Origin of the sequence: Nocardioides sp. Root122 (genome assembly GCF_001425025.1) — a bacterium.
In the GTDB taxonomy this organism is placed as follows: Bacteria; Actinomycetota; Actinomycetes; order Propionibacteriales; family Nocardioidaceae; genus Nocardioides.
Genome location: NZ_LMDE01000012.1, coordinates 316,159 through 340,699, shown reverse-complemented (window position 1 = coordinate 340,699; position 24,541 = coordinate 316,159). Strand labels below are relative to the sequence as shown.

Annotated in this window: 25 protein-coding genes and 2 tRNA genes; 10 read left to right on the top strand and 17 right to left on the bottom strand. The window is 72.1% G+C overall.

Features of this window, described 5'->3' with window-relative positions:
• Nucleotides 1–128: 128 nt before the first annotated feature.
• Entirely contained in the window at nt 129–1,130 is a 1,002-nt protein-coding gene (locus tag ASC64_RS17090; RefSeq protein WP_056908729.1) for an NAD(P)H-dependent glycerol-3-phosphate dehydrogenase, read from the bottom strand.
• On the bottom strand, nt 1,127–1,918 hold the full coding sequence (locus tag ASC64_RS17085; RefSeq protein ID WP_056908728.1) for a lysophospholipid acyltransferase family protein: 792 nt from the start codon (nt 1,916–1,918) through the stop codon (nt 1,127–1,129). Before ASC64_RS17085 ends, ASC64_RS17090 begins: the two co-directional genes overlap by 4 nt.
• 134 nt (nt 1,919–2,052) lie before the next feature.
• Between ASC64_RS17085 and cofC the strand changes: the two genes are divergently transcribed.
• A complete protein-coding gene (cofC, locus tag ASC64_RS17080; RefSeq protein ID WP_056908727.1) occupies nt 2,053–2,739 on the top strand; it encodes a 2-phospho-L-lactate guanylyltransferase in 687 nt (228 codons plus the stop codon).
• Between the two features lie 29 nt (nt 2,740–2,768).
• Here cofC and ASC64_RS17075 read toward each other — a convergent pair whose 3' ends face one another.
• The 3 genes from ASC64_RS17075 to leuC form a co-directional block, all read right to left on the bottom strand.
• Complete coding sequence (locus ASC64_RS17075; RefSeq protein ID WP_056908726.1) at nt 2,769–3,497, bottom strand: HU family DNA-binding protein; 729 nt, start codon at nt 3,495–3,497, stop codon at nt 2,769–2,771.
• Nucleotides 3,498–3,613: 116 nt separating this feature from the next.
• Complete coding sequence (gene leuD, locus ASC64_RS17070; protein WP_056908725.1) at nt 3,614–4,213, bottom strand: 3-isopropylmalate dehydratase small subunit; 600 nt, start codon at nt 4,211–4,213, stop codon at nt 3,614–3,616.
• Nucleotides 4,214–4,261: 48 nt separating this feature from the next.
• Nucleotides 4,262–5,674, bottom strand: a complete 1,413-nt coding sequence (gene leuC, locus ASC64_RS17065; protein WP_056908724.1) for a 3-isopropylmalate dehydratase large subunit — start codon at nt 5,672–5,674, stop codon at nt 4,262–4,264.
• A 76-nt stretch (nt 5,675–5,750) separates the two neighbouring features.
• Between leuC and ASC64_RS17060 the strand changes: the two genes are divergently transcribed.
• Entirely contained in the window at nt 5,751–6,473 is a 723-nt protein-coding gene (locus ASC64_RS17060) for an IclR family transcriptional regulator (RefSeq protein ID WP_056908723.1), read from the top strand.
• A gap of 187 nt (nt 6,474–6,660) precedes the next feature.
• On the opposite strand, the gene ASC64_RS17055 is transcribed toward ASC64_RS17060, so the two are convergent.
• Both ASC64_RS17055 and ASC64_RS17050 read right to left on the bottom strand, forming a co-directional pair.
• Complete coding sequence (locus tag ASC64_RS17055) at nt 6,661–7,143, bottom strand: methylated-DNA--[protein]-cysteine S-methyltransferase (RefSeq protein WP_056908722.1); 483 nt, start codon at nt 7,141–7,143, stop codon at nt 6,661–6,663.
• A gap of 1 nt (nt 7,144) precedes the next feature.
• Complete coding sequence (locus ASC64_RS17050; protein ID WP_056908721.1) at nt 7,145–8,629, bottom strand: AlkA N-terminal domain-containing protein; 1,485 nt, start codon at nt 8,627–8,629, stop codon at nt 7,145–7,147.
• A 112-nt stretch (nt 8,630–8,741) separates the two neighbouring features.
• On the opposite strand from ASC64_RS17050, the gene ASC64_RS17045 reads away from it, so the two are divergent.
• The 3 genes from ASC64_RS17045 to ASC64_RS17035 are packed head-to-tail and all read left to right on the top strand — an operon-like array spanning nt 8,742 to nt 11,358.
• Nucleotides 8,742–9,266: a PadR family transcriptional regulator gene (locus ASC64_RS17045; RefSeq protein WP_056908720.1), complete on the top strand. Its 525-nt coding sequence runs from the start codon at nt 8,742–8,744 to the stop codon at nt 9,264–9,266.
• Complete coding sequence (locus ASC64_RS17040) at nt 9,263–9,946, top strand: ABC transporter ATP-binding protein (protein WP_056908719.1); 684 nt, start codon at nt 9,263–9,265, stop codon at nt 9,944–9,946. Before ASC64_RS17045 ends, ASC64_RS17040 begins: the two co-directional genes overlap by 4 nt.
• On the top strand, nt 9,943–11,358 hold the full coding sequence (locus ASC64_RS17035; protein ID WP_056908718.1) for an FtsX-like permease family protein: 1,416 nt from the start codon (nt 9,943–9,945) through the stop codon (nt 11,356–11,358). Before ASC64_RS17040 ends, ASC64_RS17035 begins: the two co-directional genes overlap by 4 nt.
• Before the next feature lie 11 nt (nt 11,359–11,369).
• Here the strand turns inward: ASC64_RS17035 and ASC64_RS17030 are convergent, their stop codons facing one another.
• Nucleotides 11,370–12,041, bottom strand: a complete 672-nt coding sequence (locus tag ASC64_RS17030) for a response regulator (protein ID WP_056908717.1) — start codon at nt 12,039–12,041, stop codon at nt 11,370–11,372.
• Complete coding sequence (locus ASC64_RS17025) at nt 12,038–13,681, bottom strand: sensor histidine kinase (protein ID WP_056908716.1); 1,644 nt, start codon at nt 13,679–13,681, stop codon at nt 12,038–12,040. The genes ASC64_RS17030 and ASC64_RS17025 overlap by 4 nt, the downstream gene beginning before the upstream one ends.
• 144 nt (nt 13,682–13,825) lie before the next feature.
• Here ASC64_RS17025 and ASC64_RS17020 point away from each other — a divergent pair, with 144 nt between their 5' ends.
• From ASC64_RS17020 to ASC64_RS17005, 4 genes are read left to right on the top strand one after another with little or no spacing between them, the layout of a single operon-like run.
• Nucleotides 13,826–14,821, top strand: coding sequence for a Bug family tripartite tricarboxylate transporter substrate binding protein (locus tag ASC64_RS17020; protein ID WP_056908715.1), 996 nt, complete (start codon nt 13,826–13,828; stop codon nt 14,819–14,821).
• A complete protein-coding gene (locus tag ASC64_RS17015; RefSeq protein WP_056908714.1) occupies nt 14,818–15,354 on the top strand; it encodes a tripartite tricarboxylate transporter TctB family protein in 537 nt (178 codons plus the stop codon). The genes ASC64_RS17020 and ASC64_RS17015 overlap by 4 nt, the downstream gene beginning before the upstream one ends.
• Nucleotides 15,354–16,922, top strand: coding sequence for a tripartite tricarboxylate transporter permease (locus ASC64_RS17010; RefSeq protein WP_056908713.1), 1,569 nt, complete (start codon nt 15,354–15,356; stop codon nt 16,920–16,922). Before ASC64_RS17015 ends, ASC64_RS17010 begins: the two co-directional genes overlap by 1 nt.
• Complete coding sequence (locus ASC64_RS17005; RefSeq protein WP_056908712.1) at nt 16,919–17,314, top strand: universal stress protein; 396 nt, start codon at nt 16,919–16,921, stop codon at nt 17,312–17,314. Before ASC64_RS17010 ends, ASC64_RS17005 begins: the two co-directional genes overlap by 4 nt.
• 66 nt (nt 17,315–17,380) lie before the next feature.
• Here the strand turns inward: ASC64_RS17005 and ASC64_RS17000 are convergent, their stop codons facing one another.
• The 7 genes from ASC64_RS17000 to ASC64_RS16970 all read right to left on the bottom strand — a co-directional run bounded on the left by ASC64_RS17000 (nt 17,381) and on the right by ASC64_RS16970 (nt 22,876).
• Nucleotides 17,381–17,743 carry a hypothetical protein gene (locus tag ASC64_RS17000; protein ID WP_156385253.1) on the bottom strand — a complete coding sequence of 121 codons (363 nt, stop codon included), beginning with the start codon at nt 17,741–17,743 and terminating at the stop codon, nt 17,381–17,383.
• Nucleotides 17,744–17,867: 124 nt separating this feature from the next.
• Nucleotides 17,868–17,940 (bottom strand) — tRNA-Glu (locus ASC64_RS16995).
• A gap of 90 nt (nt 17,941–18,030) precedes the next feature.
• Nucleotides 18,031–18,102, bottom strand: a tRNA-Gln gene (locus ASC64_RS16990).
• Nucleotides 18,103–18,184: 82 nt separating this feature from the next.
• Nucleotides 18,185–19,189 (bottom strand): CPBP family intramembrane glutamic endopeptidase, encoded by a 1,005-nt coding sequence (locus tag ASC64_RS16985; protein WP_082550576.1) that lies wholly within the window; start codon nt 19,187–19,189, stop codon nt 18,185–18,187.
• Nucleotides 19,190–19,212: 23 nt separating this feature from the next.
• Nucleotides 19,213–20,667, bottom strand: coding sequence for a glutamate--tRNA ligase (gltX, locus tag ASC64_RS16980; protein WP_082550575.1), 1,455 nt, complete (start codon nt 20,665–20,667; stop codon nt 19,213–19,215).
• 19 nt (nt 20,668–20,686) lie between these two features.
• Nucleotides 20,687–21,499 (bottom strand): fumarylacetoacetate hydrolase family protein, encoded by an 813-nt coding sequence (locus ASC64_RS16975; protein ID WP_056908709.1) that lies wholly within the window; start codon nt 21,497–21,499, stop codon nt 20,687–20,689.
• A gap of 9 nt (nt 21,500–21,508) precedes the next feature.
• A complete protein-coding gene (locus ASC64_RS16970) occupies nt 21,509–22,876 on the bottom strand; it encodes a pyridoxal phosphate-dependent decarboxylase family protein (protein WP_056908708.1) in 1,368 nt (455 codons plus the stop codon).
• Nucleotides 22,877–22,922: 46 nt separating this feature from the next.
• Between ASC64_RS16970 and ASC64_RS16965 the strand changes: the two genes are divergently transcribed.
• Nucleotides 22,923–23,831: a hypothetical protein gene (locus tag ASC64_RS16965; protein ID WP_056908707.1), complete on the top strand. Its 909-nt coding sequence runs from the start codon at nt 22,923–22,925 to the stop codon at nt 23,829–23,831.
• A gap of 56 nt (nt 23,832–23,887) precedes the next feature.
• On the opposite strand, the gene ASC64_RS16960 is transcribed toward ASC64_RS16965, so the two are convergent.
• Nucleotides 23,888–24,529, bottom strand: a complete 642-nt coding sequence (locus ASC64_RS16960; RefSeq protein ID WP_156385252.1) for a sulfotransferase family 2 domain-containing protein — start codon at nt 24,527–24,529, stop codon at nt 23,888–23,890.
• Nucleotides 24,530–24,541: the final 12 nt, after the last annotated feature.

The window sequence follows — 24,541 nt, the reverse complement described above, 5'->3', positions numbered from 1 at the left end:
CCAGCGCTTGACGATCCATAGGAGCGTCGAGCGAGCAAGCGCGACGAGCGAAGCGAGGCAGGTTGGGAGCGAGGAGGGAAGACGACGTCTTCAGGGGCGCCGAGCACGCGCGAGCGGAGCGAGCGCCATCAATCCGTTTCTGCCTTGGTGTCGCGGGCGATGAAGCTGTTCATCATGTCCTGGGCGGTCATCCGGCCGTCGACGACGGCGTCGACCGCCTCGGCGATGGGGGCGTCGATGCCGGTCTGCTGGGCGAGGGCGAGGAGGGACTTGCAGGACTTGGCGCCCTCCGCGACCTGGCGGGTGGAGGCGTAGATCTCCTCGGTGGTCATGCCCTGGCCGAGGCGCTCGCCGAAGGTGCGGTTGCGCGAGAGCGGCGAGGAGCAGGTGGCGACCAGGTCGCCGAGGCCGGCGAGACCCATCAGGGTCAGCGGGTTCGCGCCCTTCGCCGTGGCGAGGCGGGCGGTCTCGGCGAGGCCGCGGGTGATCACCGAGGCCGTGGTGTTGTCGCCGAAGCCGAGGCCGACGGCCATGCCGACGGCGAGCCCGACGACGTTCTTGTAGGCGCCACCGATCTCGCAGCCGAGCACGTCGCGGGAGGTGTAGGGCCGCCACGACGGACCGTGCGTGATCTTCTGGATCTGCTTGGCGCGCTCCTCGTCCGTGCACGCGACGACCGAGGCGGCCGGCTCGCGCCGGGCGATCTCGCGCGCCAGGTTGGGCCCGCTGACGACGGCGATACGGTCGGGAGAGGCGTCGGTGACCTCGTGGATGACCTCGCTCATCCGCATCAGGGTGCCGAGCTCGACGCCCTTCATCAGGGACACGAGGGTCGCCTTCTCCGGCAGGATCGGCGCCCAGTCGGCGAGGTTCTCGCGCAGGCTCTGCGACGGGACGGTCAGCACGACCACGTCGGCGTCGTGGGCGACCTGCTCGGGGTCGGTGGAGGCGCTGATGGACCGCGGCAGCTCGATGCCGGGCAGGTAGTCGGTGTTCTCGTGGCGGTCGTTGATGGCGTCGACCACCTCGTCACGGCGCGCCCAGAGCGCGACGTCGTTGCCTGCGTCGGCCAGGACCATCGAGAAGGCTGTGCCCCACGAGCCCGCACTGAACACTGCGATCTTCGTCATCGGCTGCGCTTCCTCCTGCTTCGGTGACCCGCCCGCTGCGCGTCGTCGTTGGGGTTCCCGATCTCTCGTACGCCGCGCTGGCGCGGGTCGAAGCGCTCCGTCGGGGCCGTGCCACCACGCAGGTCCTCGACGAGCTCGGTGATCGCCGCCATGATCCGCTCGGTCGCCCGGGCGGTGGCCTCCGCGGTGTGCGGCCCGGCGACGAGGTCGTCGAGCCGGACCGGGTCACCGGCCTTCATGACGATGTTCTTGCGCGGGAGGAGGTGCGGCGTCTTCGTGTAGGGCGGCAGCACCTCCTGCGCGCCCCACTGGCCGACCGGGATCACCGGGCAGCCGGTGGCGAGGGCGATTCGCGCGGCCCCGGTCTTGCCCTTCATGGGCCAGAGGTCGGGGTCACGGGTGAGCGTGCCCTCGGGGTAGATGATGATGCACTCGCCGTCGCCGATCGCGCGCACTGCGGCGTCGTAGGCACCGATCGCGTTGCGGCTGAGCCGCTCGACGGGGATCTGCCCGGCGGAGGTGAGGAAGCCGCCGAGGTACTTGTTGGAGAACAGGCTCGACTTCGCGAGGTAGCGCGGCAGTCGGCCGTGGTCGTAGACGAAGTGCGCGGACAGCAGCGGGTCGACGTGCGAGATGTGGTTGATCGCGATGATGCACCCACCCGTGGCGGGGATCTTCTCCCCGTCGATCCAGGTGCGTGAGGTGGCGGTGAGCAACGTCGGCTTGAGGATCGAGGCTGCGACCGTGAAGGCCCAGCCGCGTCTCCGCTCGAGCTTCCTGACGCGCACCCGTCACCCCTCCCGTGCTCGTGTCGGTCGGCCGAGCCGCTCCCGGACGCTCCCTGCGTCGCGAGCAGGCTACTCGGTCGGGCGGGCCCGGGGACCCCAGCGGCGCGCAGGTGGCGGATGGGAGGATCGAGGCGATGTCCAGCCCCGTCACCTCTGCTGCCAGCCGTCCGCCCTGCGTGGTCGTCGTACCCGTGAAGCCACCGGCGTTCGGCAAGTCCCGCCTCGGCGGCGCCGGCCAGGGACTCCCCGACGACCAGCGCCGCGAGCTGGCCGAGGCCTTCGCCCTCGACACGGTCGAGGCCGCACGCGCGACGCCCGGGGTCGGGACCGTCCTCGTCGTGACCGACGACTTCCGCCTGGCCGCCAGCCTGCGCGCGCTGGGGTGCGAGGTGATGCCCGACGGGGCCAGCGACGACCTCAACGCCACGCTGGTGCAGGGAGCTGCCGAGGTCGCGCGCCGCTGGCCGTACGCCGTCCCGGTGGCGCTGTGCGCCGACCTGCCGGCCCTGCGACCCCACGAGCTGGCCGACGTCCTGGTCGAGGTCGTCGACCTGGTGACGGCCGGGGGGTCGGCGTTCGTGCGGGACCGGGCCGGGGTCGGGACGACGCTCTACGCGGCTCCTGCCCACGGCTTCCATCCCGGCTTCGGCGTCGGCTCCGCCGCTCGGCACGTCAGTGCCGGGGCCGTCGAGGTCGGCGAGCAGGCGCTGAGCGTGCGCACCGACGTGGACGACTTCGCCGACCTCGGTGCGGCGCTGGTGGCGGGCGTGGGGCCGCACACGGCCCGGGCAAGCGGAAGGCGGGCCACCCCCCAGGGGTGACCCGCCTCCGATCGCGCGCGTGCGGCGGTTCAGGACTTCTTCGCGGTCTTCTTCGCCGTCGTCTTCTTGGCCGTGCCTGACGAGCTGGCCTTCTTCGCAGTGCTGGACGAGCTGGCCTTCTTGGCCGGCGACGTCTTCTTGGCGGCAGTCGTCTTCTTCGCCGTCGAGGTCGACGACGACGTCTTCTTCGCCGGCGCCTTCTTCGCCGTGCTGGTCGAGCTGGCCTTCTTCGCCGGGGCCTTCTTCGCCGTCGTCTTCTTGGCCGTGCTCGACGCGCTCGCCTTCTTGGCCGTCGAGGTGGACGTCGACTTCTTGGCCGTCGTCTTCTTCGCCGCGGTGCCGGAGGCAGCGGACTTCGACGCGGTCGTCCGGGCCGGCGCGGCCTTCTTCGCCGTTGCCGTGGCACCGGCGACGACACCGGCGACGGCGCGCACCGTCGGCGGCTTCGGCATGTTGGCCGCGGTCAGCTTCGGCAGCTTCTTGGCACCGGAGACGACGTCCTTGAGCTCCTTGCCGGCGGAGAACTTCGGCACGGACTTCTTCTTGGACTTGATCCGGTCGCCCGTCTGCGGGTTGCGGACCCAGCGCGCGTTGCGTACGGCCTTCTCGAAGGAGCCGAAGCCGGTGATCGCCACCTTCTCACCCTTGGCGACCTCGCGCGTGATGGTGTCGAGGACCGACTCCAGTGCGTGGGCCGCCTGCTTGCGGTTCCCCTCGTAACGCGCCGCGAGCGCGTCGATGAGCTCAGACTTGTTCACTAGCTTCCCTTCCAATGAACCACGGATGCCGAGCTCGTGCTCGGCCCTCTGCTGGGCACGCTAGGCACATGGAAGGGTGAGGACAATCACCATCGCCCTTATTTTCTGGGGTTTTTTCAGAGGGTGACGGGCTTCCAGCTCGGTCGGGAAGCCTCGAACGCGGCGATGTCGCCGTCGTGACCGAGGGTGATGCCGATGTCGTCGAGACCCTCGAGCAGCCGCCACCGGGTGTAGTCGTCGATGTCGAAGGAGTCCTCGATCGCGTCCTCGCCGGCACCTGCACGCACCGTCCGGCTCTCGAGGTCGACGGTGATCTCACCGCCCGGGTGGTCGTCGAGCCAGTCCCACAGGCGCTGCACGACCTTCTCGTCGACCTGGGCCGCGACGAGACCGGCCTTGCCGGAGTTGCCGCGGAAGATGTCGGCGAAGCGCGAGGAGATGACGACCTTGAAGCCGTAGTTCTGCAGTGCCCACACCGCGTGCTCGCGCGAGCTGCCGGTGCCGAAGTCGGGACCCGCGACCAGCACGGAGCCGGTGGCGTACGTCCGGTGGTTGAGCACGAAGTCCGGGTCGTTGCGCCATGCCGCGAAGAGGCCGTCCTCGAAGCCGGTGCGGGTGACGCGCTTGAGGTAGACCGCCGGGATGATCTGGTCGGTGTCGACGTTGCTGCGGCGCAGCGGGACGCCGACGCCGGTGTGGGTGGTGAACTTGTCCATCAGCTGCTCCTGGTCAGACGTGGTTTCGAGGCTCGCTCCGCTCGCACCTCAACCACCGAGGGGTGCAAGGTCGGCGGGGCTGGAGAGGGTGCCGCGGACCGCGGTGGCTGCGGCGACGGGAACGGACACGAGGTGCGTACGCCCGCCCTTGCCCTGCCGGCCCTCGAAGTTACGGTTGGACGTGGAGGCGCTGCGCTCCCCCGGCGCGAGCTGGTCGGGGTTCATGCCGAGGCACATCGAGCACCCCGCGCCGCGCCACTCGGCCCCGGCGGCGATGAACACCTTGTCGAGACCCTCGGCCTCGGCCTGCAGGCGTACGCGCACGGAGCCCGGCACGACGAGCAGCCGCGTGTCGGCGGCGACGTGCCGGCCCTCGAGGATCGATGCCGCGAGGCGCAGGTCCTCGATGCGGCCGTTGGTGCACGAGCCGACGAAGACGGTGTCGACCTTGACCTCGCGCAGCGGGGTGCCGGCCTCCAGACCCATGTACTGCAGGGCCTTCTCGGTGGCGACCTTGTCGTTGGGCTCGTCGAAGTCGTCCGGGCTCGGGACGCTCGCGCCCAGCGGTGCGCCCTGGCCGGGGTTGGTGCCCCAGGTGACGAACGGCGTCATGGTGCTCGCGTCGAGCACGATCTCGTCGTCGAAGACCGCATCCTCGTCGGTGCGCAGCGTCTTCCAGTGGGCGACGGCTGCGTCCCAGTCGGCACCCTTCGGCGCCTCCGGCTTGCCCTCGATGTAGTCGAAGGTCGTCTGGTCCGGCGCGATCATGCCGGCCTTGGCGCCCCACTCGATCGACATGTTGCACACCGTCATCCGGCCCTCCATCGAGAGCTCCTCGATGGCCTGGCCGCGGTACTCGACGATGTAGCCCTGGCCGCCGCCGGTGCCGGTGTGCGCGATCAGGGTCAGCACGAGGTCCTTGGCGGTGACGCCCTCGGGCAGGCTGCCGTTGACGGTGACCGCCATGGTCTTGGGCCGCGCCTGGGTCAGCGTCTGGGTCGCGAGCACGTGCTCGACCTCGGACGTGCCGATGCCGAACGCGATGGCGCCGAACGCGCCGTGGGTGGAGGTGTGCGAGTCGCCGCAGACGATCGTCATGCCGGGCTGCGTGAGCCCGAGCTGCGGACCGACGACGTGCACGATGCCCTGCTCGATGTCGCCGAGCGGGTGCAGTCGGACGCCGAAGTCGGCGGCGTTCTTGCGCAGCGTCTCGACCTGCGTCCGGCTGACCGGGTCGGCGATCGGCTTGTCCCAGTCGAGGGTCGGCACGTTGTGGTCCTCGGTCGCGAGGATCAGGTCGGGCCGACGGACGACACGGTTGGCGAGGCGCAGGCCGTCGAAGGCCTGCGGCGAGGTCACCTCGTGGAGGAGGTGGAGGTCGATGAAGAGGAGGTCGGGCTCTCCGGCCGCACTGCGGACGACGTGCTCGTCCCACACCTTCTCGGACAGGGTCTTGCCCACGACGAATCTCCTTCTGGTCTGACGGTGCACCGACCTTAGGCTTGCATCCCACTCCCTGAGATGAGAATATCGGCATATGGACAACGGATCTGGCGTCGGCGTACTCGACAAGGCCGCTCTCGTGCTCGCCGCCCTCGAGGCAGGACCTGCCACGCTCGCGGGTCTCGTGGCCGGCACGGGCCTCGCCCGTCCGACGGCGCACCGGCTGGCCGTCGCCCTCGAGCACCACCGCCTGGTCGCCCGCGACATGCAGGGTCGGTTCGTCCTCGGCCCGCGCCTCGCCGAGCTCTCGGCCGCGGCCGGCGAGGACCGGCTGCTCGCCGCGGCCGGCCCGGTCCTGGCCAGGCTGCGCGACATCACCGGCGAGTCCGCCCAGCTGTGGCGGCGCCAGGGCGAGCACCGCGTCTGCGTCGCGGCGGCCGAGCGCCCGTCCGGCCTGCGCGACACCATCCCGGTCGGCTCGCAGCTCACCATGAACGCCGGCTCCGCCGCGCAGATCCTGCTCGCCTGGGAGGACCCGGAGCGGATGCACCGCGGCCTGCAGAACGCCGCCTTCTCCGCCACCGCGCTGTCCGGCATCCGCCGCCGGGGCTGGGCGCAGTCCGTCGGCGAGCGCGAGCAGGGCGTCGCCTCCGTCTCGGCACCGGTCCGCTCCCCCGGCGGCAAGGTCATCGCCGCCGTGTCGGTCTCCGGCCCACTGGAGCGACTCTCGCGCCAGCCCGGCCGGATGCACGCCCCCGCGGTGCTCGCCGCCGCCGACCGGCTCTCCGAGTCCCTCCGCCGGGCCGCCGCGGAGTAGCGACCGGGCGCTTCATCCCCGTCCCGACCATCGACCGGGCGCTTCGTCCCCGTCCCGACCATCGACCGGGCGCTTCATCCCGTCCCGACCATCGACCGGGCGCTTCATCCCCGTCCCGACGAAGCCCAGTGGGGGACGAAGTGCCCGCTCACCCGCGCACACGGGGACGAAGTGCCCGGTCGGCGTCCTAGAAGAGCGCGTCCTGCTCCAGCTCGAGGAGCTGCTGCTTGCGGGGCAGACCGCCGGCATAGCCGGTGAGGGTGCCGTTGGCGCCGATGACCCGGTGGCAGGGAACCACGATCGGGATCGGGTTGCGGCCGTTGGCCAGCCCGACCGCACGCGAGGCGGCGTTGGTCATGCCGAGCCGCCCGGCGATCTCGCCGTAGGACGCGGTGTCGCCGTAGCCGATCCTCTCCAGCTGCTGCCAGACGCGGCGCTGGAAGTCCGTGCCGACGGGAGCGAGCGGGAGGTCGAAGTCGGTCAGCTCGCGGGCGAAGTACGCCGTCAGCTGGCGCACCGCCTCCGCGAGCACCGGCTCGGTGTCGGAGCGGGCGCCGAGCGGACGCCCGTCGGCCGGCGGCCGGAACGGCGAGAACTCGATCGCCACGATCGAGCCGTCGCGCTCCACGATCCGCAGGTCGCCCACGGGTGAGGGCATCACGGTCCACATGTCAGTTCTCCTCGGGTTCCGGCGTGTCGGGCATGAGGGTGTTCCAGAGGTGCATCAGCGCGTAGGAGCGCCACGGCCGCCATCGCTCGGAGTCGGCCGAGCCTCCCATGCGTTCGAGCACGCGGCGGACGGCGAGGTCCGTCGGGAGGAAGACGTCGGGGTGGCCCAGGGCGCGCATCGCGACGTAGTCGGCGGTCCACGGACCGATGCCGGGCAGCGCGAGCAGCGCCTGCCGTACGTCGTCGCGGTCGGGGCCGCGGTCCAGCACGACCGTGCCGTCGTCCAGCGCCGTCGCCAGACCGACCAGTGCCCGGCCGCGGGCGCGCGGCATCGGCAGCGACGCCGGCTCGACCGCAGCGAGCGTCGTGGCGTCGGGGAACAGGTGCGTCAGTCCGGGGATCGGCGTGTCCACACGGGGGCCGTGCTCGGTCACGATGCGTCCACCGACGGTGCGGGCGCCGGTCACGCTGACCTGCTGCCCGATGACCGTGCGGACCGCGGTCTCGTCGCCGTCGACCTGGCCGGGGACGCGCAGTCCGGGCGTGGCCCGCACCAGATCACCCAGCACCGGGTCGGCCCCGAGCTGCTCGTCGACCGCGCCGGGGTCGCAGTCGGCGTCGAGGAGCCGGCGGACGCGCTCGCTGGCGGCCGCGGTGTCGCGCAGGTCCTCCAGCCAGAACTCCGCCTCGACGAACCCGGTGCCACCGCCGGCGGGGAGGTCGGCGAGCCAGAGCCGCACGGTGCCGGCACCGTGTGGCAGGTCGAGCGTCCGGGCGTACCAGCCGGGACCGGCCACCTCGACTCCCGGCACGACGTGGAACGCGAGGAAGTCGAGCAGCCGGCGGCCGGCGAACGGGGTGCGCACGGCCAGCCGCATCGTGACGGCGCCTGCGGACCGGCCGTGCGGCCGGGCCCCGCTGCGGCGTCGCAGCTCGGTGGGCGAGGCGGCGTAGATCTCGCGCAGGGTGTCGTTGAACTGGCGCACGCTCGCGAAGCCGGCGGCGAACGCCACGTCCGTCAGCGGGAGGTCGGTCGTCTCGATCAGCACGCGGGCGCTCTGCGCGCGGCGGGCGCGGGCCAGCGCGAGCGGCGTGGCGCCGAGCTCCTGGGTGAGGAGCCGGCCGAGGTGGCGCGGCGTGTAGCCGACGCGACGCGCGAGCCCCTCCACGCCCTCACGGTCCACGAGACCGTCCGCGATCAGCCGCATCGCGCGACCGGCGACGTCGGCGGCGACGTCCCACTCCGGGCTCCCGGGGGTGGCGTCGGGCAGGCAGCGCTTGCAGGCGCGGTAGCCGGCGGCGTGAGCACTGGCCGCGGTCGCGTGGAAGGTGACGTTGACGGCCGACGGCGTACGGGCCGGGCACGAGGGCCGGCAGTAGATGCCGGTCGTGCGGACCGCGGTGTAGAACACCCCGTCGAAGCGGCGGTCCCGGCTCTGGACCGCGCGGTAGCAGGCGTCGGTGTCGAGGTGTCCGGTCGGCGTCATGGGCCAAGTCTGACCCGCGGGGCATCGTCGTACCAGCGGAAAACGGACACGACCACCGATCCCGTCGACGCAACTATTCATACTGTGTATTCACTTTGTGTATAGTCGCGCCATGTCCGTCGCCCACGCCCTGCTCGGGGTCCTGGCCGAGGGTGCCGCCCACGGCTACGACCTCAAGCGCGTCCACGACGAGCGGTTCCCCGGGGCGAAGCCCCTGGCGTTCGGCCAGGTCTACGCGGCCCTGGCCAGGATGGAGAAGGACGGACTGGTGGAGGTGGCCGAGACGCTCCGGGACGGGGGTCCAGAGCGCACGACCTACGCCATCACCCCGCTCGGCCGGGACGAGCTGGACACCTGGCTCGCCACGGCCGAGCGGGCCGGGCCCTACCCGGCCGACGACCTGGTGCGCAAGACGGTCACCGCGCTGCGCCTCGGCGCCGACGCGGGCGGATTCCTGGCGCGCCAACGGGCGGTCCACCTCGCCGCGATGAAGCACCAGCTCCAGCTGCAGGACTCCACCACCGACACGGCCGCGCGGATCGTCATCGACCACACGGTCTCCCACCTCGACGCGGAGCTGCGGTGGCTGGAGTCCGCCGCTGCCCGCGTCGCCGAAGCCGGAAGGGCACCCGTATGAACCACCTGCTCGAGCTGCGCGGCCTGCACAAGTCGTTCGCCCGCACCGAGGCGCTCCGGGGCGTCTCCCTCGACGTGCAGCCGGGAGAGGTCGTGGCGGTCACCGGCGCCTCGGGCAGCGGGAAGTCGACCCTGCTCCACTGCGCCGCCGGAGTCCTGGTGCCGGAGGCGGGGTCCGTGACCTTCGCCGGGCAGCGGCTCCACGAGCTCGACGAGTCCGCCCGCACGCGGCTGCGACGCCGCGAGATCGGGCTGGTGCTCCAGTTCGGACAGCTCGTGCCCGAGCTGACAGCAGCTCAGAACGCCGCACTGCCGCTGCTCCTCGACGGCACCGACCGGCGTACGGCCCGGACGGCCGCCCTCGCCTGGCTGGAACGCCTCGGGGTGGCCGAGGTCGCCGACCAGGTGCCGGCCGAGCTGTCGGGCGGGGAGTCCCAGCGCGTCGCCGTGGCCCGGGCGCTGGTGACGGGCCCGCGCCTCGTGTGCGCCGACGAGCCGACCGGCGCGCTCGACACCGTGGCGGGCGAGGTCGTGCTCACCGCGCTGCTGGCCGCGGTCCGCGACGCCCACACCTCGTTGCTCGTGGTGACGCACGACAACCGGGTCGCCGCCCGCGCCGACCGCGAGGTCGTGCTGAGGGACGGCTCCGTCGCCTCCGGGCAACCGGCGGTCGCGTCGTGACCGCCCTCGCCCTGGCGCTCGGCTCCTACCGCACCGGCGGGCGGGCACGGGCCCTCGCGATCGCCGCGTGCACCGCCGTCGTGACGGGGCTGCTCCTCGTCGCCGTGTCGGTCGTCGGCTACACCGCCGTCGACGGCGTCGAGCAGACCATGCCTGACGGAAGCACCGTCTTCATCGGCTACGGCGGCGACGTCGCCAACCTGCTCTGGGACCGGGGCGTGCGTCCCGGCTACTTCTTCGCCCTGCTCCTGATCTGCCTGGTGCCCCTCACCCTGCTCCAGCAGGTCGTCCGGCTCGGGACGGCAGCCCGCGAGCGCCGGCTCGCGGCCCTGCGGCTCGCCGGAGCCACGCCCGGGGAGGTGCGCGCGATCGGCGCGTGGGAGGTCGGCCTCCCGGCACTGGCCGGCGGCGTCCTCGGCCTGCCCGTCCACCTCGTCCTGCGCACGCTCTTCGGCGCCGACGCCACGCTGTCGTGGGTCGGTGACCGGGACGTGGCCCGGGAGCTGCGCCTCGTCCCGGCCGCCTACCCCGCGTGGTGGCAGGTCCTGCTCGTCGTCCTCGCGGTCGGACTGCTCGGCGTCCTGGTCGGTGCCCTGGCCTCACGCAAGGTGGTTGTCTCGCCGCTCGGGGTCTCGCGCGGAGCACGACGTACGCCGCCGCGCGGATGGCTCCCCGGCCTGCTCCTGGCGGCGGGGATCTTCCTGGCCGGTCCGGTCTACCTGCCGTTCTTCGAGAGGGGGTGGGCCCAGCTCGGGCTGATGCTCGGCATCACCTTGCTGGTGTTGGGCGTGCTGACGTCGGGGCCGTGGGTCGCCTACCGCGCGGGGCGCGCGCTCGCCGGGCGGACGTCGTCACCCGCGTTGCTGCTGGCGTCGCGCTGGCTGGTGATGGACGCCCGGGCCGCGGGTCGTGCGGCTGCGGCGATCGGCGTGATCGCCCTGGTCTCGGGCGCCGCCGCCAGCCTGATGGCCGACCTGCTGGTCAACGCGCGCAGCAACGGGCACGGCGTCGAGGCGATGTACTCCGTGCCGATGGCGCTCGTCTACGCCGTCCTGCTCGTGGCCCTCGTGGTGGCGACGTTCGCCCTCGTCGTCCACGGCGTCGAGTCCCTGACCGACCGGCGTCGGTCGCTCGCCTCACTGGCGGCCGAGGGGGTGCCCCTGGAGGTCCTGGAGCGCGCCGTGCGGTGGGAGGTGGCGCTGGCCGCCGTGCCGATCTCCGTGCTGGCCCTGGTCGGCGCGGGGGCCGTCGGAGCGGTGACGCTGTTCGGCGATCCCGTGGTCCTCCTCGTCGACCTCGCGCTGCGAGCCGCCACGCTGGGACTGATCTGGCTCGCGCTCCTCGCCTCGACCAGGCTGGTGCGCCCGTGGCTGCGACGAGCCGTCGACCCGACGAACCTGCGGACGACCTGACCCGGCAGGGGCTACGTCGACCGGTAGCGGCGCTCCGGCCGGCCGCCCCCGCCGTACTGGAGCCGGACGACGGCGGACCCGCGGGCCACGAAGTGCTCGAGGTAGCGCCGGGCCGAGACCCGGGAGATACCCACGGCGTCGGCGCACTCCGCGGCGGACAGCTCACCCGCCTCCAGGAGCGCGGACTGCACGAGGTCGGCGGTCTGCGGGCTGAGCCCCTTGGGGAGGGTCGCCGGGGCCACAGGCGCGGCGGCGCCGAAGACCGCGTCGATGTCCTGCTGCCCGGGCGATCCTGAACCGGAGAGCGCGAGGTGGGCGGCGCGGAAGGACTCCAGCCGCACGCGGAGGTCGTCGTAGTCGAACGGCTTGACGAGGTAGTGGGCCGCTCCCCCGGCCGCCGCGGCGCGCACCGTGTCGGCCTCGCGCGCGGCCGTCACCACCAGGACGCCGACGTCGTCGCCCTCCGCCCGCAGGCGGCGCAGCACCTCGATCCCGGTCATGTCGGGCAGGTGCACGTCGAGCAGGACCAGGTCGGGGTGCAGCCGGCCGATGTCGTCGAGCGCCGCCCGGCCGGTGCTCGCCACACCGACCACGCGGAAGCCCGGCGTGCGCTCGACGAACTGCGTGTGGATGCGCGCGACCATGAAGTCGTCGTCGACGACGAGCACCGCAACATCGCTCATGCGTCGACTCCTCTCTCGGTGCCGACCTCGAGGGTCAGCTCGGCGCCGGGCAGCTCCGCCTCGAAGACGGCTCCCGCCCCGTCGGGGCCGGCATGGACCGTGACGGAGCCGCCCCGACGCTCGCAGACGACCTGCACGAGCGCGAGCCCGACACCCCGGCCGCCGACCGTCGGCGCCTTCGAGCTCCAGCCCCGGCGGAAGATCTCGCCGACCACCTCGGGCGGCACACCCGGTCCCGTGTCGGCCACCGACAGCCGCACGGTCCCGCCGTCCTGGTGCAGCGCGACCTCGACCGACCGACCACCCACTGCCACGGAGGCGTCGACGGCGTTGTCCACCAGGTTGCCCAGCACCGTGCCGACATCGGTCGAGGACTCCGGGTCCAGGCGGGGCAGGTGGGTGTCCGCCGTCACGACGAGGTCGACGCCGCGCTCGACGGCGAGGCTGGTCTTGGCGATCAGCAGGGCCGCGACGGCGGGGTCCTCGACGCGCGCGATCACGGCGTCGGAGATGGCTGCGCGGCGCCGGCTCAGGGTGCCGACGAGCCGGGACACCTCGTCGTACTCCCCGAGCTGCACGAGTCCGGAGATCGTGTGCAGCTGGTTGTGGAACTCGTGCGTCTGGGCCCGCAGCGTGTTGGTGATCGACTCGCGCGCGCTGAGCTCGCTCTGCAGGGCCAGCAGCTCGGTGCGGTCGCGCAGCGTGGTGACCGACGCAACGCGGCGCCCGCCCTCGTGCACGGCGTTGCGGTTGACGACCAGCACCCGGTCGCCGAGCACCACGACGTGGTCGCGGATCTCAGCATCGTCGGTCAGCAGGTCGCGCAGCGCCGGGTCGAGGTCGAGGTCGGCGAGGCGGCGTCCCTCGACCGGCCCCTCGAGACCGACCAGCTCGCGCGCGCTGTCGCTGAGCACCGTCACCGTGCCGTCGTCGGCGACCGCCACCACTCCCTCGCGGATCGCGTGCAGCAGGGCCTCACGCTGGTCGGCGAGCGCCGCGATGGCCGCAGGCTCCAGGCCGCGCGTACGCCGCCGGATCAGGCGCGAGAGCAGGAAGGACCCGGCCACGCCGAGGCCGAGACCGAGGCCGGCGAAGGTCAGGAGGTCGGGCAGCACACCTCGGACGCGTTCGCTCCACGTCGGGTAGGACTGCGTCGCCATGGCGATCCCGACCAGCTCGCCGGAGTCGTCGATGATCGGCACCTGCGCCGCGATCGCACGCTCGCCGAAGTCGTCCACGTCGCCGGTCCAGGGCCGCAGCTGCTGGACGGTGCTGCTGCCGAGGTCGATCCGCTCGTCGCGGCCGACGAAGTCGCTGCTGACGAGCACCCTGCCGTCGGGGTCGGCGAGGTAGACGCCGCTGGCCTGCAGCTCGTTGCGCACCCGCTGGGTGTAAGACGTCAGCGAGACGCGGCTGGCGGCCACCTCGTCCTTGAGGAAGGCCTTGCGGACCACGCGGATGTTGGCCATCGCCTCGGCGCGGGCGCGCAGCCGCGCCCCGCGGGTGTCACGGAAGTCGGCGTCGCTCTGCTGCACCGAGACGACGCTCGCCACCGCCACGACGGCGAGCAGCACCGTCAGCTGGAGCACCAGGAACTGGCCGGCGAGCGTCGCCGGCCACCAGCGCGAGCGTGACCACAAGTTCCACAACCTCCATTGCTTTCCCAAGCGTGACGGCCGCCACACGAAGTCTCCACCATCATCGGGTCGGCCACCTCCCGGAGGCCGGCTGCGAGACCGGTGGACTCGGGAGAGCCACGGAAGAACTGAGAGATCGGAGTGCCCATGGTGCGCCAGAGGACGAGGCGAACGTTCGCCACCGTCGTGGCCCTGGCCAGCGCGCTGGCGCTGGCGACGGGCTGCGGCGTCACGCGTGGCCCGCAGAGCAACAACATGACGATGCTGATCCCCAACAGCCCCGGCGGCGGCTACGACCAGACTGGTCGCGCCGCGGTCGCGGTGATGGAGAACGCCGACATCACCGGCGGCTCCTTCGAGGTGACCAACGTGATCGGCGCCGGCGGCTCGGTGGCCATGACGCGGCTGATGAACGCCGAGGGCGACGAGCGCACGATGATGACCGCCGGCCTCGGCGTGGTCGGCTCGCTCTACTCGTTCGCCGCCCCCTACAAGCTGGACGACGCGACACCGATCGCGCAGCTGATCGAGGACCAGGAGGGCGTGCTCGTCCCGGCGGACTCGCCGTTCAAGACGATCGACGACCTGGTGCAGGCCTGGCAGGACGACCCCGGCGCGGTCGTCGCCGGTGGCGGCTCCTCCCCCGGCGGTCCCGACCACCTGTTCCCCATGCAGCTCGCGACGGCGGTGGACGTCGAACCCCGCGAGCTGACCTACGTGCCGTACGACGGCGGGGGTCCGCTGACGACCGCGCTGCTCGGCAAGAAGATCGACGTCGGCTTCTCCGGCGTCGGTGAGTTCGAGGGCCAGCTGTCCTCCGGGGAGCTGCGACTGCTGGCCGTCTCCGGCGACGAGCGGCTCAAGGGCGAGGGCATCAGTGAGGCGCCGACGCTCACCGAGGCCGGTATCGACCTGGTCTTCACCAACTGGCGCGGTGTCTTCGCGCCGCCCGGCATCAGCGAGGAGCGTCGTGACGAGCTCATCGGGATGGTCGAGGAGATGCACGAGACCCCCGAGTGGCAGCAGGCCCTCGAGGACAACGGATGGATCGACGAGTTCAAGACCGGCGACGAGTTCACGCAGTTCCTGCAGGAGCAGGACGAGCGCGTCGCCACCACCCTCGAGGAGCTGGACCTGCTGTGAGCACACCACTCGACACCCCCACCCCTGACACGGCGCCGGATGCGGCGCCCGCGCCCGACCGGGACCTGGCCCAGCTCGGCCTCGCCGCGCTGCTGGTCGTGGTCGGCGCCTACACCTTCTACGACGCGACGACGCTCCGGGTCGGCTTCGGCGACCCGGTGGGTCCGCGCCTGTTCCCCTACGTCATCGGCGCGGTCACGGTCGCGCTCGGCGTGCTGCTCGTCCTCGCCACGCTGCGCGGCGACGTGCCCGAGGCCGAGGGCGGTGAGGACGTGGACCTGCGCCACCCCGCCGACTGGACCACGGTGCTCAAGCTCGTCGGCGTGCTGCTGTTCACCGTGCTCACCGTGTCGTTCCTGGGCTGGGCGGTCAGCGGTGCGCTGCTGTTCATCGGTGCGGCCTGGTCGCTCGGCAGCCGCACGCTGGTGCGCGACGTGCTCGTGGGCTTCGTGCTGTCTGTCGGCAGCTGGTACTTCTTCCACGAGGGCCTGGGCGTGATCCTCCCGGCCGGGATCCTGGACGGGGTGCTCTGATGGACAACCTCGGCCTGCTCATGGACGGCTTCGGCGCCGTCCTCACCCCGGAGAACCTCCTCTACGCCGCCATCGGCGTGCTGCTCGGCACGTTCGTCGGCGTCCTCCCGGGCATCGGCCCGGCCATGGCGGTCGCGCTGCTGCTGCCGGTCACCTACGGCCTCGACCCGATCGCGGCGTTCATCATGTTCGCCGGCATCTACTACGGCGGCATGTACGGCGGCTCGACGACGGCGATCCTGCTCAACACCCCCGGTGAGTCCGCGTCGGTGATGACGGCCCTCGAGGGCAACCTGATGGCTCGCGCGGGACGGGCGGCCCAGGCCCTCGCCACCGCAGCCATCGGCTCCTTCATCGCCGGCACCATCGGCACCCTGCTGGTCGTCTTCTTCGCGCCGGCCCTGGCCTCGGTGGCCGTCGACATCGGCGCCCCGTCCTACTTCGCGCTGATGGTGCTCGCCATGATCATGGTGACGAGCGTGCTCGGCGGCTCGGCCCTGCGCGGCTTCATCGCGCTGTTCCTCGGCCTCACCATCGGCCTCGTCGGGCTCGACCTCAACACCGGGCAGACCCGCCTGAGCTTCGACCAGCCCCTGCTGGCCGGACGCATCGACGTGGTCGTCGTGGCCGTGGGCATCTTCGCCCTCGGCGAGGCCCTCTGGGTCGCCGCCCACCTGCGCCGCAACCCCGCGCACGTGATCCCGGTCGGCCGCCCCTGGATGAGCGGCTCCGACCTCAAGCGGTCGTGGGGCCCGTGGCTGCGCGGGACGGCGTACGGCTTCCCGTTCGGCGCGCTGCCCGCCGGCGGCGCGGAGATCCCGACGTTCCTCTCCTACATCACCGAGAAGCGGATCGCCGCCCGCAAGGGGCACGACGAGTTCGGCCGGGGTGCCATCGAGGGCGTCGCGGGACCGGAGGCGGCCAACAACGCCTCGGCGGCCGGCACCTTCGTGCCGCTGCTCGCCCTCGGTCTGCCGGTGACAGCGACGTCGGCGGTCATGCTCGCCGCGCTGCAGGGATACGGCATCGAGCCGGGCCCGAGCCTGATGACCGACCAGCCCGAGCTGGTGTGGGCCCTGCTGGCCAGCCTGCTGATCGGCAACGTGCTGCTGCTGGTGCTCAACCTGCCCCTCGCGCCGCTCTGGGCCAAGCTGCTGCAGATCCCCCGGCCGCAGCTCTACGCAGGCATCCTCTTCTTCGCCGCCCTGGGCTCCTACGCCGCCAACATCCAGGCATTCGACCTGTTCCTGCTGCTCCTGCTCGGCCTGCTGGGCCTGCTGATGCGGCGCTTCGGGCTGCCGGTGCTGCCGCTGATCCTCGGCGTCATCCTCGGACCGCTGATGGAGACCAAGCTCCGCGAGGCCATGGCGCTCTCGCGCGGCGAGGTGTCGGCGCTGTGGAGCGAGCCACTCGGTGTGGTGATCTACGTGGTCGTCGCCCTCGTGGTGGTCGTCCCGATCGTGGTCCGCGCAGTCCGACCCGCCGCGGTCGTGCCCGCCGTCGAGCCATCTGGCAGGGTCGAGGGCGAAGCGGCCGACAACCAGGGCAACGAGGAGGCACTGCGATGACGACGATCGTGGTCGGGTGGACCCCCGACGAGTACGGCGAGGCTGCGCTGGCGCGCGCGGTCGAGGAGGCGAGGCTCCGCGAGGGCCGCATCGTGGTGGTCAACGCCACCCGCGGCGACGCCCTCGTCGACGAGCGCTACGCCGACAACGACCAGCTGGCGCGGCTCTCCCAGGAGCTGGCCGACGCCGGGGTCGCCGTCGACGTACGCCGCTCGATGGGCGCCGACGTCGGCGACCAGGTGCTGGAGGTGGCCGACGAGGTGTCGGCCGAGCTCATCGTCATCGGCCTGCGCCGCCGCTCCCCCGTCGGCAAGCTGCTGATGGGCAGCGTCGCGCAGCGGATCCTGCTCGGCGCCGAGTGCGCCGTCACCGCGGTCAAGCCCCAGGCCTGACCCGCACCGCTTTGCCGGTCGGCCATCGACCCCCGCGCCGTTGCTCACGCGACAACGCGGGGGTCGTCAGCGCGTGTAGCGCAGGGACCACCAGTGGGCACCGACGTCGGCGGGGCGCCACCCGTCCCGCCTCAGGTCGGCGTCGAGCTCGGCGTGGCGCCGGCGGGCGAGGTCCGTCCACTCGTCCGCGGCTGGGTCGTCGAGGTCCTGGAACGGCTCCAGGGCGAAGCGCTGGCTCGTCGCGATGTGCTCGGCAGCGTCGTGGCGGACGTCGGGTGCGGCCGCCACGAAGCGGTACGGCGGCCCGGCTCCGGCGCCGATCACGGCGCTCAGCAGGGCACCCCGCCACGAGGTGCCCCGATCGGGCTCCAGGAAGACCTGGATCGTCTCGACGTGGACGTCGGCATCCACGGTGTCGCGCTGGGTCATCGCCATCCCCTCCTCGCCTACCCCCGCACGCCCACCGTCGGCCGGGGTGCAGGTGGCCACCAGAGGCGGAGGTCCCCACGCACGACGAAGGGCCCGGTCTGGTGACCGGGCCCTTCGGGTGCTGTACCCCCGACCGGATTCGAACCGGCGCTACCGCCTTGAGAGGGCGACGTGCTAGGCCGCTACACAACGGGGGCTTGCAGGTGCTGCTCGTGCGAGCAACGGGAAGAGACTCTAGCGGTGCCGGAGATCTCGCTCCAAATCCTCAGCCGGTGGGCTTCGGATCGCTGGGGTACTAGGACTCGAACCTAGAACAACTGAACCAGAATCAGCCGTGTTGCCAATTACACCATACCCCATGGGGGTATCGAGCCAGCCCCGGAGGACGTCCCGACTCCCACGCGGTCCTGTCCGGAGACCTTCCAGAACCGACCCCGAACGTTACACGCGAGGAGGGGGCGCGGCCAAAACGGGGTCCCCACTGGACGGCGGCAGCGCTCCCCCGACCGGCGGGCCCGTGTTGACCAGCCCCATCGACCGGGCCACCCACGACGCGAGGCCGAGGTAGACCAGCGACTGGGCCAGCGTGGTGAGGATCATCCACCAGCTGCTGCCCCCGGTGGCGTTGAGCGCCGAGGTCAGGTCGCCGAAGGCGAGCGCGAGCCCGAAGGCCAGGAAGTTGTTGAGCACGTGCATCGCGATCCCGGCCTCGAGGCCCCCCGTGCGGATCACCAGGATGCCGGCGACGACGCCGAAGGCGAACCGGTCGAAGAACACCGGCGCATCCTGCGAGAGTCCGTGGAACAGCGCGAAGATCAGCGCCGGCCCCAGCACCGCCAGTGCCTGGGAGACCCGACGCGACCACACCAGCGAGCCGAAGGCCTGGGTGAGGTAGCCCCGGAAGAGGTACTCCTCCCCCGCCGCCTGGAGCGGCGTCAGCAGCAGGATCACCAGCATGAAGTCGCGGGTGCGGGCGGTGAACTCGTTGGCCTCGCCGACCGGTGCCTCCCCCGGCGCCAGCGGGAGCAGCAGGCCGACGCCCAGCGAGGCGAGCAGCGCCACCACGGAGAGGCCCAGGCAGGCGACGAGGTAGCGCCAGCGGATCCGGGGCGCCACCGACGACACCCAGCGCGGCTTCAGCCGGTGCAGCCACCAGGTGATCGCCCAGGTCAGCGGGATGGCTGCGGCGATCACGACGTTGAGCAGGGCCAGGCCGGTGGGCGTGGCCTCGGCCGTCACGTCGAGGGTCGCCGCGGCCTCCGACGTCGTACGCCCTGCGGCCAGCAGCAGCACGAAGGCCACCGTGCCCGCCACGAGCGGGACCACAGCGAAGACCAGCACCAGGAGCAGGAGCGAGCCGACGAGCGAGCGCCAGATGCCGGGACGCCCGACGCGGTGCAGCTCGTGGTACTGCGGTCGGAAGTCAGGGCCGAGCGGGGGCGCCATGGTCGCCTCGAACCTCGGCCGGCTCAGCCAGCCATCGCGTCGCGCAGGCGCGACAGCGATCGCTCGCGACCGAGCAGCTCCATCGACTCGAAGAGCGGCGGGCTGACCTTCCTGCCGCTCACCGCGATGCGGACCGGGCCGAAGGCGACGCGCGGCTTCAGGCCGAGTCCGTCGATCAGCGCGGTGCGCAGCGCCTCGTCGATCGCGGCGGTGCTCCAGGTCTCCAGGCCGGCCAGGGCGTCGTGCGCTGCCCTGACGACGTCCCGGGCGGTGTCGTCGAGCGCCTCCTCGCGGACGAAGTCGGCCTCGTCGACGAAGAGGAAGCCGAGCATCGGGGCGGCCTCGGTGAGCTTGTTGATGCGCTCGGCGACCAGCGGCATCGCCAGCTCGAGCATCTGCGCGTCGGCGTCGTTGACCGGGTCGCCCACGACACCGGCCTCCTTGAGGAACGGCAGCACCCGGTGGGTGATGTCGTCGAGCGACAGCAGCCGCATCTGGGCGGTGTTGATCGCCTCGGCCTTCTTGAGGTCGAAGCGGGCCGGGTTGGGGTTGACGTCCTTGATGTCGAACGCCTCGACCATCTCCGCGACCGAGAAGACGTCGCGGTCGCCGGCGATCGACCAGCCCAGGAGGGCGAGGTAGTTGAGCAGGCCTTCGGGCAGGAACCCCTGCTCCCGGTAGGCCAGGGCGTGCGCCTCGGGGTCACGCTTGGAGAGCTTCTTGTTGCCCTGGCCCATGACGTAGGGCAGGTGGCCGTAGGCGGGCACCTCCTTGGCGATGCCGAGGTCGACGAGCGCGTCGAAGAGGGCGAGCTGGCGCGGCGTGCTGGAGAGCAGGTCCTCGCCGCGCAGGACGTGGGTGACCTCCATCAGCGCGTCGTCGATCGGGTTCACGAGCGTGTAGAGCGGGTCGCCGTTGGCGCGCGAGAGCGCGTAGTCGGGGACGTTCTCGGTGTCGAAGGTGATGTCGCCGCGGACCAGGTCGTCCCACGTGATGGAGCCCTCGGGCATCCGGAAGCGCACGACCGGCTTGCGGCCCTCGGCCTCGAAGGCGGCGCGCTGCTCGTCGGAGAGCTCGCGGCAGAAGCCGTCGTAGCCCTGCATCTTCGAGCCGGACGCCTTGCGGCGCGCGTCGACCTCCTGGGTGGTGCAGTAGCAGTCATAGGTGTACGACGACTCGTGCAGGCGGGCCAGCACGTCGCGGTAGATGTCGCCGCGCTCGCTCTGCTTGTAGGGGCCGTGCGGTCCGCCGACCTCGATGCCCTCGTCCCAGTCCAGGCCGAGCCAGCGCCAGAGCTCGAGGATCGCGTCGTAGGACTCCTGGGTGCTGCGCTCCCGGTCGGTGTCCTCCATCCGGAAGACGATCTGGCCGCCGTGGTGGCGCGCGAAGGCCCAGTTGAACAACGCGGTGCGGACCAGACCCACGTGGGGCGATCCGGTCGGCGAGGGGCAGAAGCGGACGCGGACTGGGGTGCTCATCTGGGCTCAGGCTCTCTGTTCAGCTGCGGAGTGACACGGGGTTGGTCAGGGCGCCGATGCCGGCGATCGAGATCTCGACCTCGTCACCGACCTGCATCGGGCCGACACCCTCGGGGGTGCCGGTGAGGATGACGTCGCCGGGCAGCAGCGTCATCACGGAGGACACGTGGGCGACGAGCGTCGGCACGTCGAAGATCATGTCGGCGGTCGAGCCGTCCTGGACGAGGTCGCCGTTGAGGTAGGTCTGCAACTGGCGTCCGTCGCTGAACGCCTGCGGGTCGAGGTCGGTCTCGATCCACGGCCCGAGCGGGCAGAAGGAGTCGAAGCCCTTGGCGCGGGTGAACTGGACGTCCGAGCGCTGCAGGTCGCGCGCCGTGACGTCGTTGGCGATGGTGTAGCCGAAGATCACGTCGGTGGCCTGCTCGACGGGCACGTCGCGGCAGATGCGGCCGATCACGACCGCGAGCTCGCCCTCGTAGTGCAGGTTGCTGGTCTGCGGCGGGTAGAAGATCGGGTCGCCCGGACCGACGACGGTCGTGTTGGGCTTGAGGAACATGAGCGGCTCCGCCGGGACCTCGCCGCCCATCTCCGCGGCGTGGGCGGCGTAGTTCTTGCCGATGCCGACGACCTTGCTGCGCGGGATGATCGGAGCCAGCAGCCGTACGTCGCTGAGCTTGTGCTCCTCGTCGAGGAGCTTGATCCCGGCGTAGAGCGGGTCTCCGGCGAGCGCCACCACGACCGAGTCCTCGTGGGGCTGGCCGTAGTCGTCGACCTCGCCGGCGACGACACCGAAACGCGGCTCCTCACCCGTGCTGAACCTGCAGATGCGCATGGGACGACCCTATCGAGCGGCTGCACGTCCCAGCGCATCGAGACTGGCCGCGACGTCGTCGGCGGTCGTCGACCAGTTGCTGACGCTGACCCGCAGCACCGCCCGGCCTCGCCACCTCGAGCCGGTCGTCCACGCCGTACCGTCCGCCAGCATCGCGGCCACGACACCGCGGGTGGCGTCGTCGTCGCCGAAGGACGCGCACACCTGGGTGAAGACCACGTCGTTGAGCACCTCTGCACCCGCGATGCCGGCGATGCCGTCGGCGAACGCGCGGGCGTGCTCGCAGTAGCCGTCGACCAGCGCGGCCACCCCGTCGCGGCCGAGCGCCCGCAGCACCGCCCAGACCGGGAACGCGCGACCCCGACGGCTGATCTCGGGGACCTTGTCCATCGGCTCCCCCGCGGCGTCGAAGATCAGGTAGTCGCCGTGCATGCCCATCGCCGCGCGCAGGGCGGCACGGTCGCGCACGATCGCGAGGCCGCAGTCGTAGGGGACGTTGAGGGTCTTGTGGGCGTCGGTGGCCCAGGAGTCGGCCGCCTCGTAGCCCTCGACCAAGTGGCGGCGCGACGGCGAGGCGGCGGCGAAGAGCCCGAACGCGCCGTCGACGTGCACCCACGCTCCCGCGTCGTGCGCCGCCGCGATCGTCTCGACGAACGGGTCGAAGGCGCCCGAGTGCACGTTGCCGGCCTGGAGGCAGACGATGGTCGGCCGGCCGTCGCCGGCGTCGAGGGCGGCGGTGAGGGCGGCCGCCTCGATGCGCCCCTGGTCGTCGGCCGCGACGGGCTCGGGGGCACCCAGGCCGAGGTAGCGCAGCGCCAGGTCGATGGTGTCGTGCCGCTCGGCGCCGACCAGCACGCGTACGCCCGGCGAGCCCGCGAGCCCCTGCGTCGCGACGTCCCAGCCGTGCCGGCGCAGCACCTCGTCACGCGCCGCGGCGAGGCAGGTGAAGTTGGCCATCGTCCCGCCCGTCACGAAGCCGACCGCACTTCCTCCCGGCAGTCCCAGCAGGTCGAGCAGCCAGTGCTCGGTGAGGTCCTCGACCGCCGAGTGGGCGGGCGTGATCACGCGCAGGCCGGCGTTCTGGTCCCACGCGCTGACCAGCCAGTCGGCCGCCAGCGCCGCGGGATGCGTGCCGCCGATGACGAAGCCGAAGAAGCGCCCGCCGGGCATCGCGGTGAGGCCCGGCTCGCAGGCGGCCGCGAGCTCGTCGACGACCGCGGCGGCGTCGGTCGGCCCGTCCGGCAGGACCGGGTCGAGCAGCGCCGCCACCTCGTCGGTCGTCAGCCGGGGCGGCACGGGCCGGTCGCCGAGCGAGTCGAGCCACTCCTGGGCCAGGGCGTGGGCGCGGTCGAGGCCGGCGCCGCGATCGGTGTGCATCTCGTCAGTGTCCGCCGCGGCATCCGCTCCGACTAGCCTCGGACTGGTGAAGATCCTGACCGCGGCCGAGTGGCGTCCGCTGGCCGACGCCCACGCCGCGCGCGTCGACGCACTGGTTGCGCCGCACCTCGCGCGCCGCGCCGGGCAGGTCAGGCACCCGGTCCACGACTTCCTCTTCACCTACTACTCCCAGCGCCCTGCACAGCTGCGCCGCTGGCACCCGGGCTTCGGCGTCGCCCTCGAGGACGCCGGCGAGCACGCCGCCCTGAAGGGCTACGAGCAGGTCGAGTGCGCTCGCGGCACTGGTCGCCACGGGGCTGCGCACTCGACCCGAGTCTCGAAGGAGTACGTCGCCTCGCAGCGGCCGCTGCTCGAGCAGCTGCACGCCCTGCTGTCCGCCACCGCCGGGCGCGCGCCCCAGCTCAGCTGCTTCGGCCTGCACGAGTGGGCGATGGTCCACCGGTCCGCCGACTTCGGCACGCGCCACGACTGGCCGCTGCGGCTGGGCCAGGAAGGCACCGACGCCGTCGTGGAGTCGCACCGGATCGGCTGCTCGCACTTCGACGCGTTCCGCTTCTTCACCCCGAGCGCGCGTCCGCTCAACACCGTGCAGCCCGGTCGCGACGACCGGGCGGCCTTCGAGCAGCCCGGCTGCCTCCATGCCGGGATGGACCTCTACAAGCACGCCTTCCGGCTCTCGCCGATGGTGCCGAGCGAGCTGGTGGCCGACTGCTTCGAGCTGGCGCGCGAGATCCGCGTGCTCGACATGCGGGCCGCCCCCTACGACCTCAGCGACCTCGGGTTCGAGCCGGTGCGCATCGAGACGACGGAGGGCAAGGCTGCCTATGTCGAGGCGCAGCGGTCGTTCGCGGAGCGCGGCGCCCCGCTGCGGGCCCGGCTCGTCGCCGAGTGCGAGCGGCTGCTGGCCGTCGTACGGCAGCCGGCGACCACGTAGGCCAGGCCCAGATCAGCACCAGGCCAGCACCAGGCCAGCACCAGGCCAGCACCAGGTCAGAACTCGTAGCCGAAGGCCTCGATGGTGTCGGCGAAGACCGTGGCGACCCGCTCGCGCGACGCATCGGTGTAGAGCTCGCGATAGTGGCCGGCCGGCCGGGCGTTGCCCTTGGCGCGCGGCAGGTCGGGCTCGCCGGGCAGGTCGAGGTGGTCCCAGACCTCGCGGAGCTCGGTGTCGAGGTGCTCGTAGCGCAGGACCCGGTCCAGCGCCATGCGGCCGCGGATCCGGTAGAGCCGGCGGTTGTTGGCCAGCTGCTCGATCCAGATCTCCTGCACGTAGGTCTCGAAGTCGGGCAGCTCGGGCCGGTCCTTGTACTTCCAGAAGTAGAGCGAGACGACCGCGTCCCACGGGTTCCGCTCGATCGCGAACGTGTAGTAGTCGTCGAAGACCTCGGGGCCCACCAGGTCGCGGGTGAGCTTGGCCCCCATGTGGTTGTAGGCCTTGCGCGGCAGCGGCGGCGACTCGAAGTTCTGCGGCCCCCGCCCGCCGGCCGCCGCGCGCAGGGCCTCGTCCTCGGGGCTGATCTCGGTGATGATGTCGTCGGGCCCGCACACCTTCGACAACGCGATCTCCACGCTCGTGCCCGCCGTCTTGCGGGTCTTGAGGAAGATGAAGCGGTGTCGGTGGGACGCAATCACGGGCACGACCCT

Bases quoted from the DNA above. Each gene is read 5' to 3' on its own strand.
- ASC64_RS16985 (WP_082550576.1), bottom strand. From the start codon at position 19,189: ATGGCGCCCCCGCTCGGCCCTGACTTCCGACCGCAGTACCACGAGCTG.
- ASC64_RS17050 (WP_056908721.1), bottom strand. From the start codon at position 8,629: ATGACGCCGACCGGACACCTCGACACCGACGCCTGCTACCGCGCGGTC.
- ASC64_RS17090 (WP_056908729.1), bottom strand. From the start codon at position 1,130: ATGACGAAGATCGCAGTGTTCAGTGCGGGCTCGTGGGGCACAGCCTTC.
- ASC64_RS17030 (WP_056908717.1), bottom strand. From the start codon at position 12,041: ATGAGCGATGTTGCGGTGCTCGTCGTCGACGACGACTTCATGGTCGCG.
- ASC64_RS17020 (WP_056908715.1), top strand. From the start codon at position 13,826: ATGGTGCGCCAGAGGACGAGGCGAACGTTCGCCACCGTCGTGGCCCTG.
- ASC64_RS17010 (WP_056908713.1), top strand. From the start codon at position 15,354: ATGGACAACCTCGGCCTGCTCATGGACGGCTTCGGCGCCGTCCTCACC.
- ASC64_RS17000 (WP_156385253.1), bottom strand. From the start codon at position 17,743: ATGACCCAGCGCGACACCGTGGATGCCGACGTCCACGTCGAGACGATC.
- leuD (WP_056908725.1), bottom strand. From the start codon at position 4,213: ATGGACAAGTTCACCACCCACACCGGCGTCGGCGTCCCGCTGCGCCGC.
- gltX (WP_082550575.1), bottom strand. From the start codon at position 20,667: ATGAGCACCCCAGTCCGCGTCCGCTTCTGCCCCTCGCCGACCGGATCG.
- cofC (WP_056908727.1), top strand. From the start codon at position 2,053: ATGTCCAGCCCCGTCACCTCTGCTGCCAGCCGTCCGCCCTGCGTGGTC.
- ASC64_RS17055 (WP_056908722.1), bottom strand. From the start codon at position 7,143: ATGTGGACCGTGATGCCCTCACCCGTGGGCGACCTGCGGATCGTGGAG.
- ASC64_RS16975 (WP_056908709.1), bottom strand. From the start codon at position 21,499: ATGCGCATCTGCAGGTTCAGCACGGGTGAGGAGCCGCGTTTCGGTGTC.
- ASC64_RS17040 (WP_056908719.1), top strand. From the start codon at position 9,263: ATGAACCACCTGCTCGAGCTGCGCGGCCTGCACAAGTCGTTCGCCCGC.
- ASC64_RS16970 (WP_056908708.1), bottom strand. From the start codon at position 22,876: ATGCACACCGATCGCGGCGCCGGCCTCGACCGCGCCCACGCCCTGGCC.
- ASC64_RS17045 (WP_056908720.1), top strand. From the start codon at position 8,742: ATGTCCGTCGCCCACGCCCTGCTCGGGGTCCTGGCCGAGGGTGCCGCC.
- ASC64_RS17005 (WP_056908712.1), top strand. From the start codon at position 16,919: ATGACGACGATCGTGGTCGGGTGGACCCCCGACGAGTACGGCGAGGCT.
- ASC64_RS17060 (WP_056908723.1), top strand. From the start codon at position 5,751: ATGGACAACGGATCTGGCGTCGGCGTACTCGACAAGGCCGCTCTCGTG.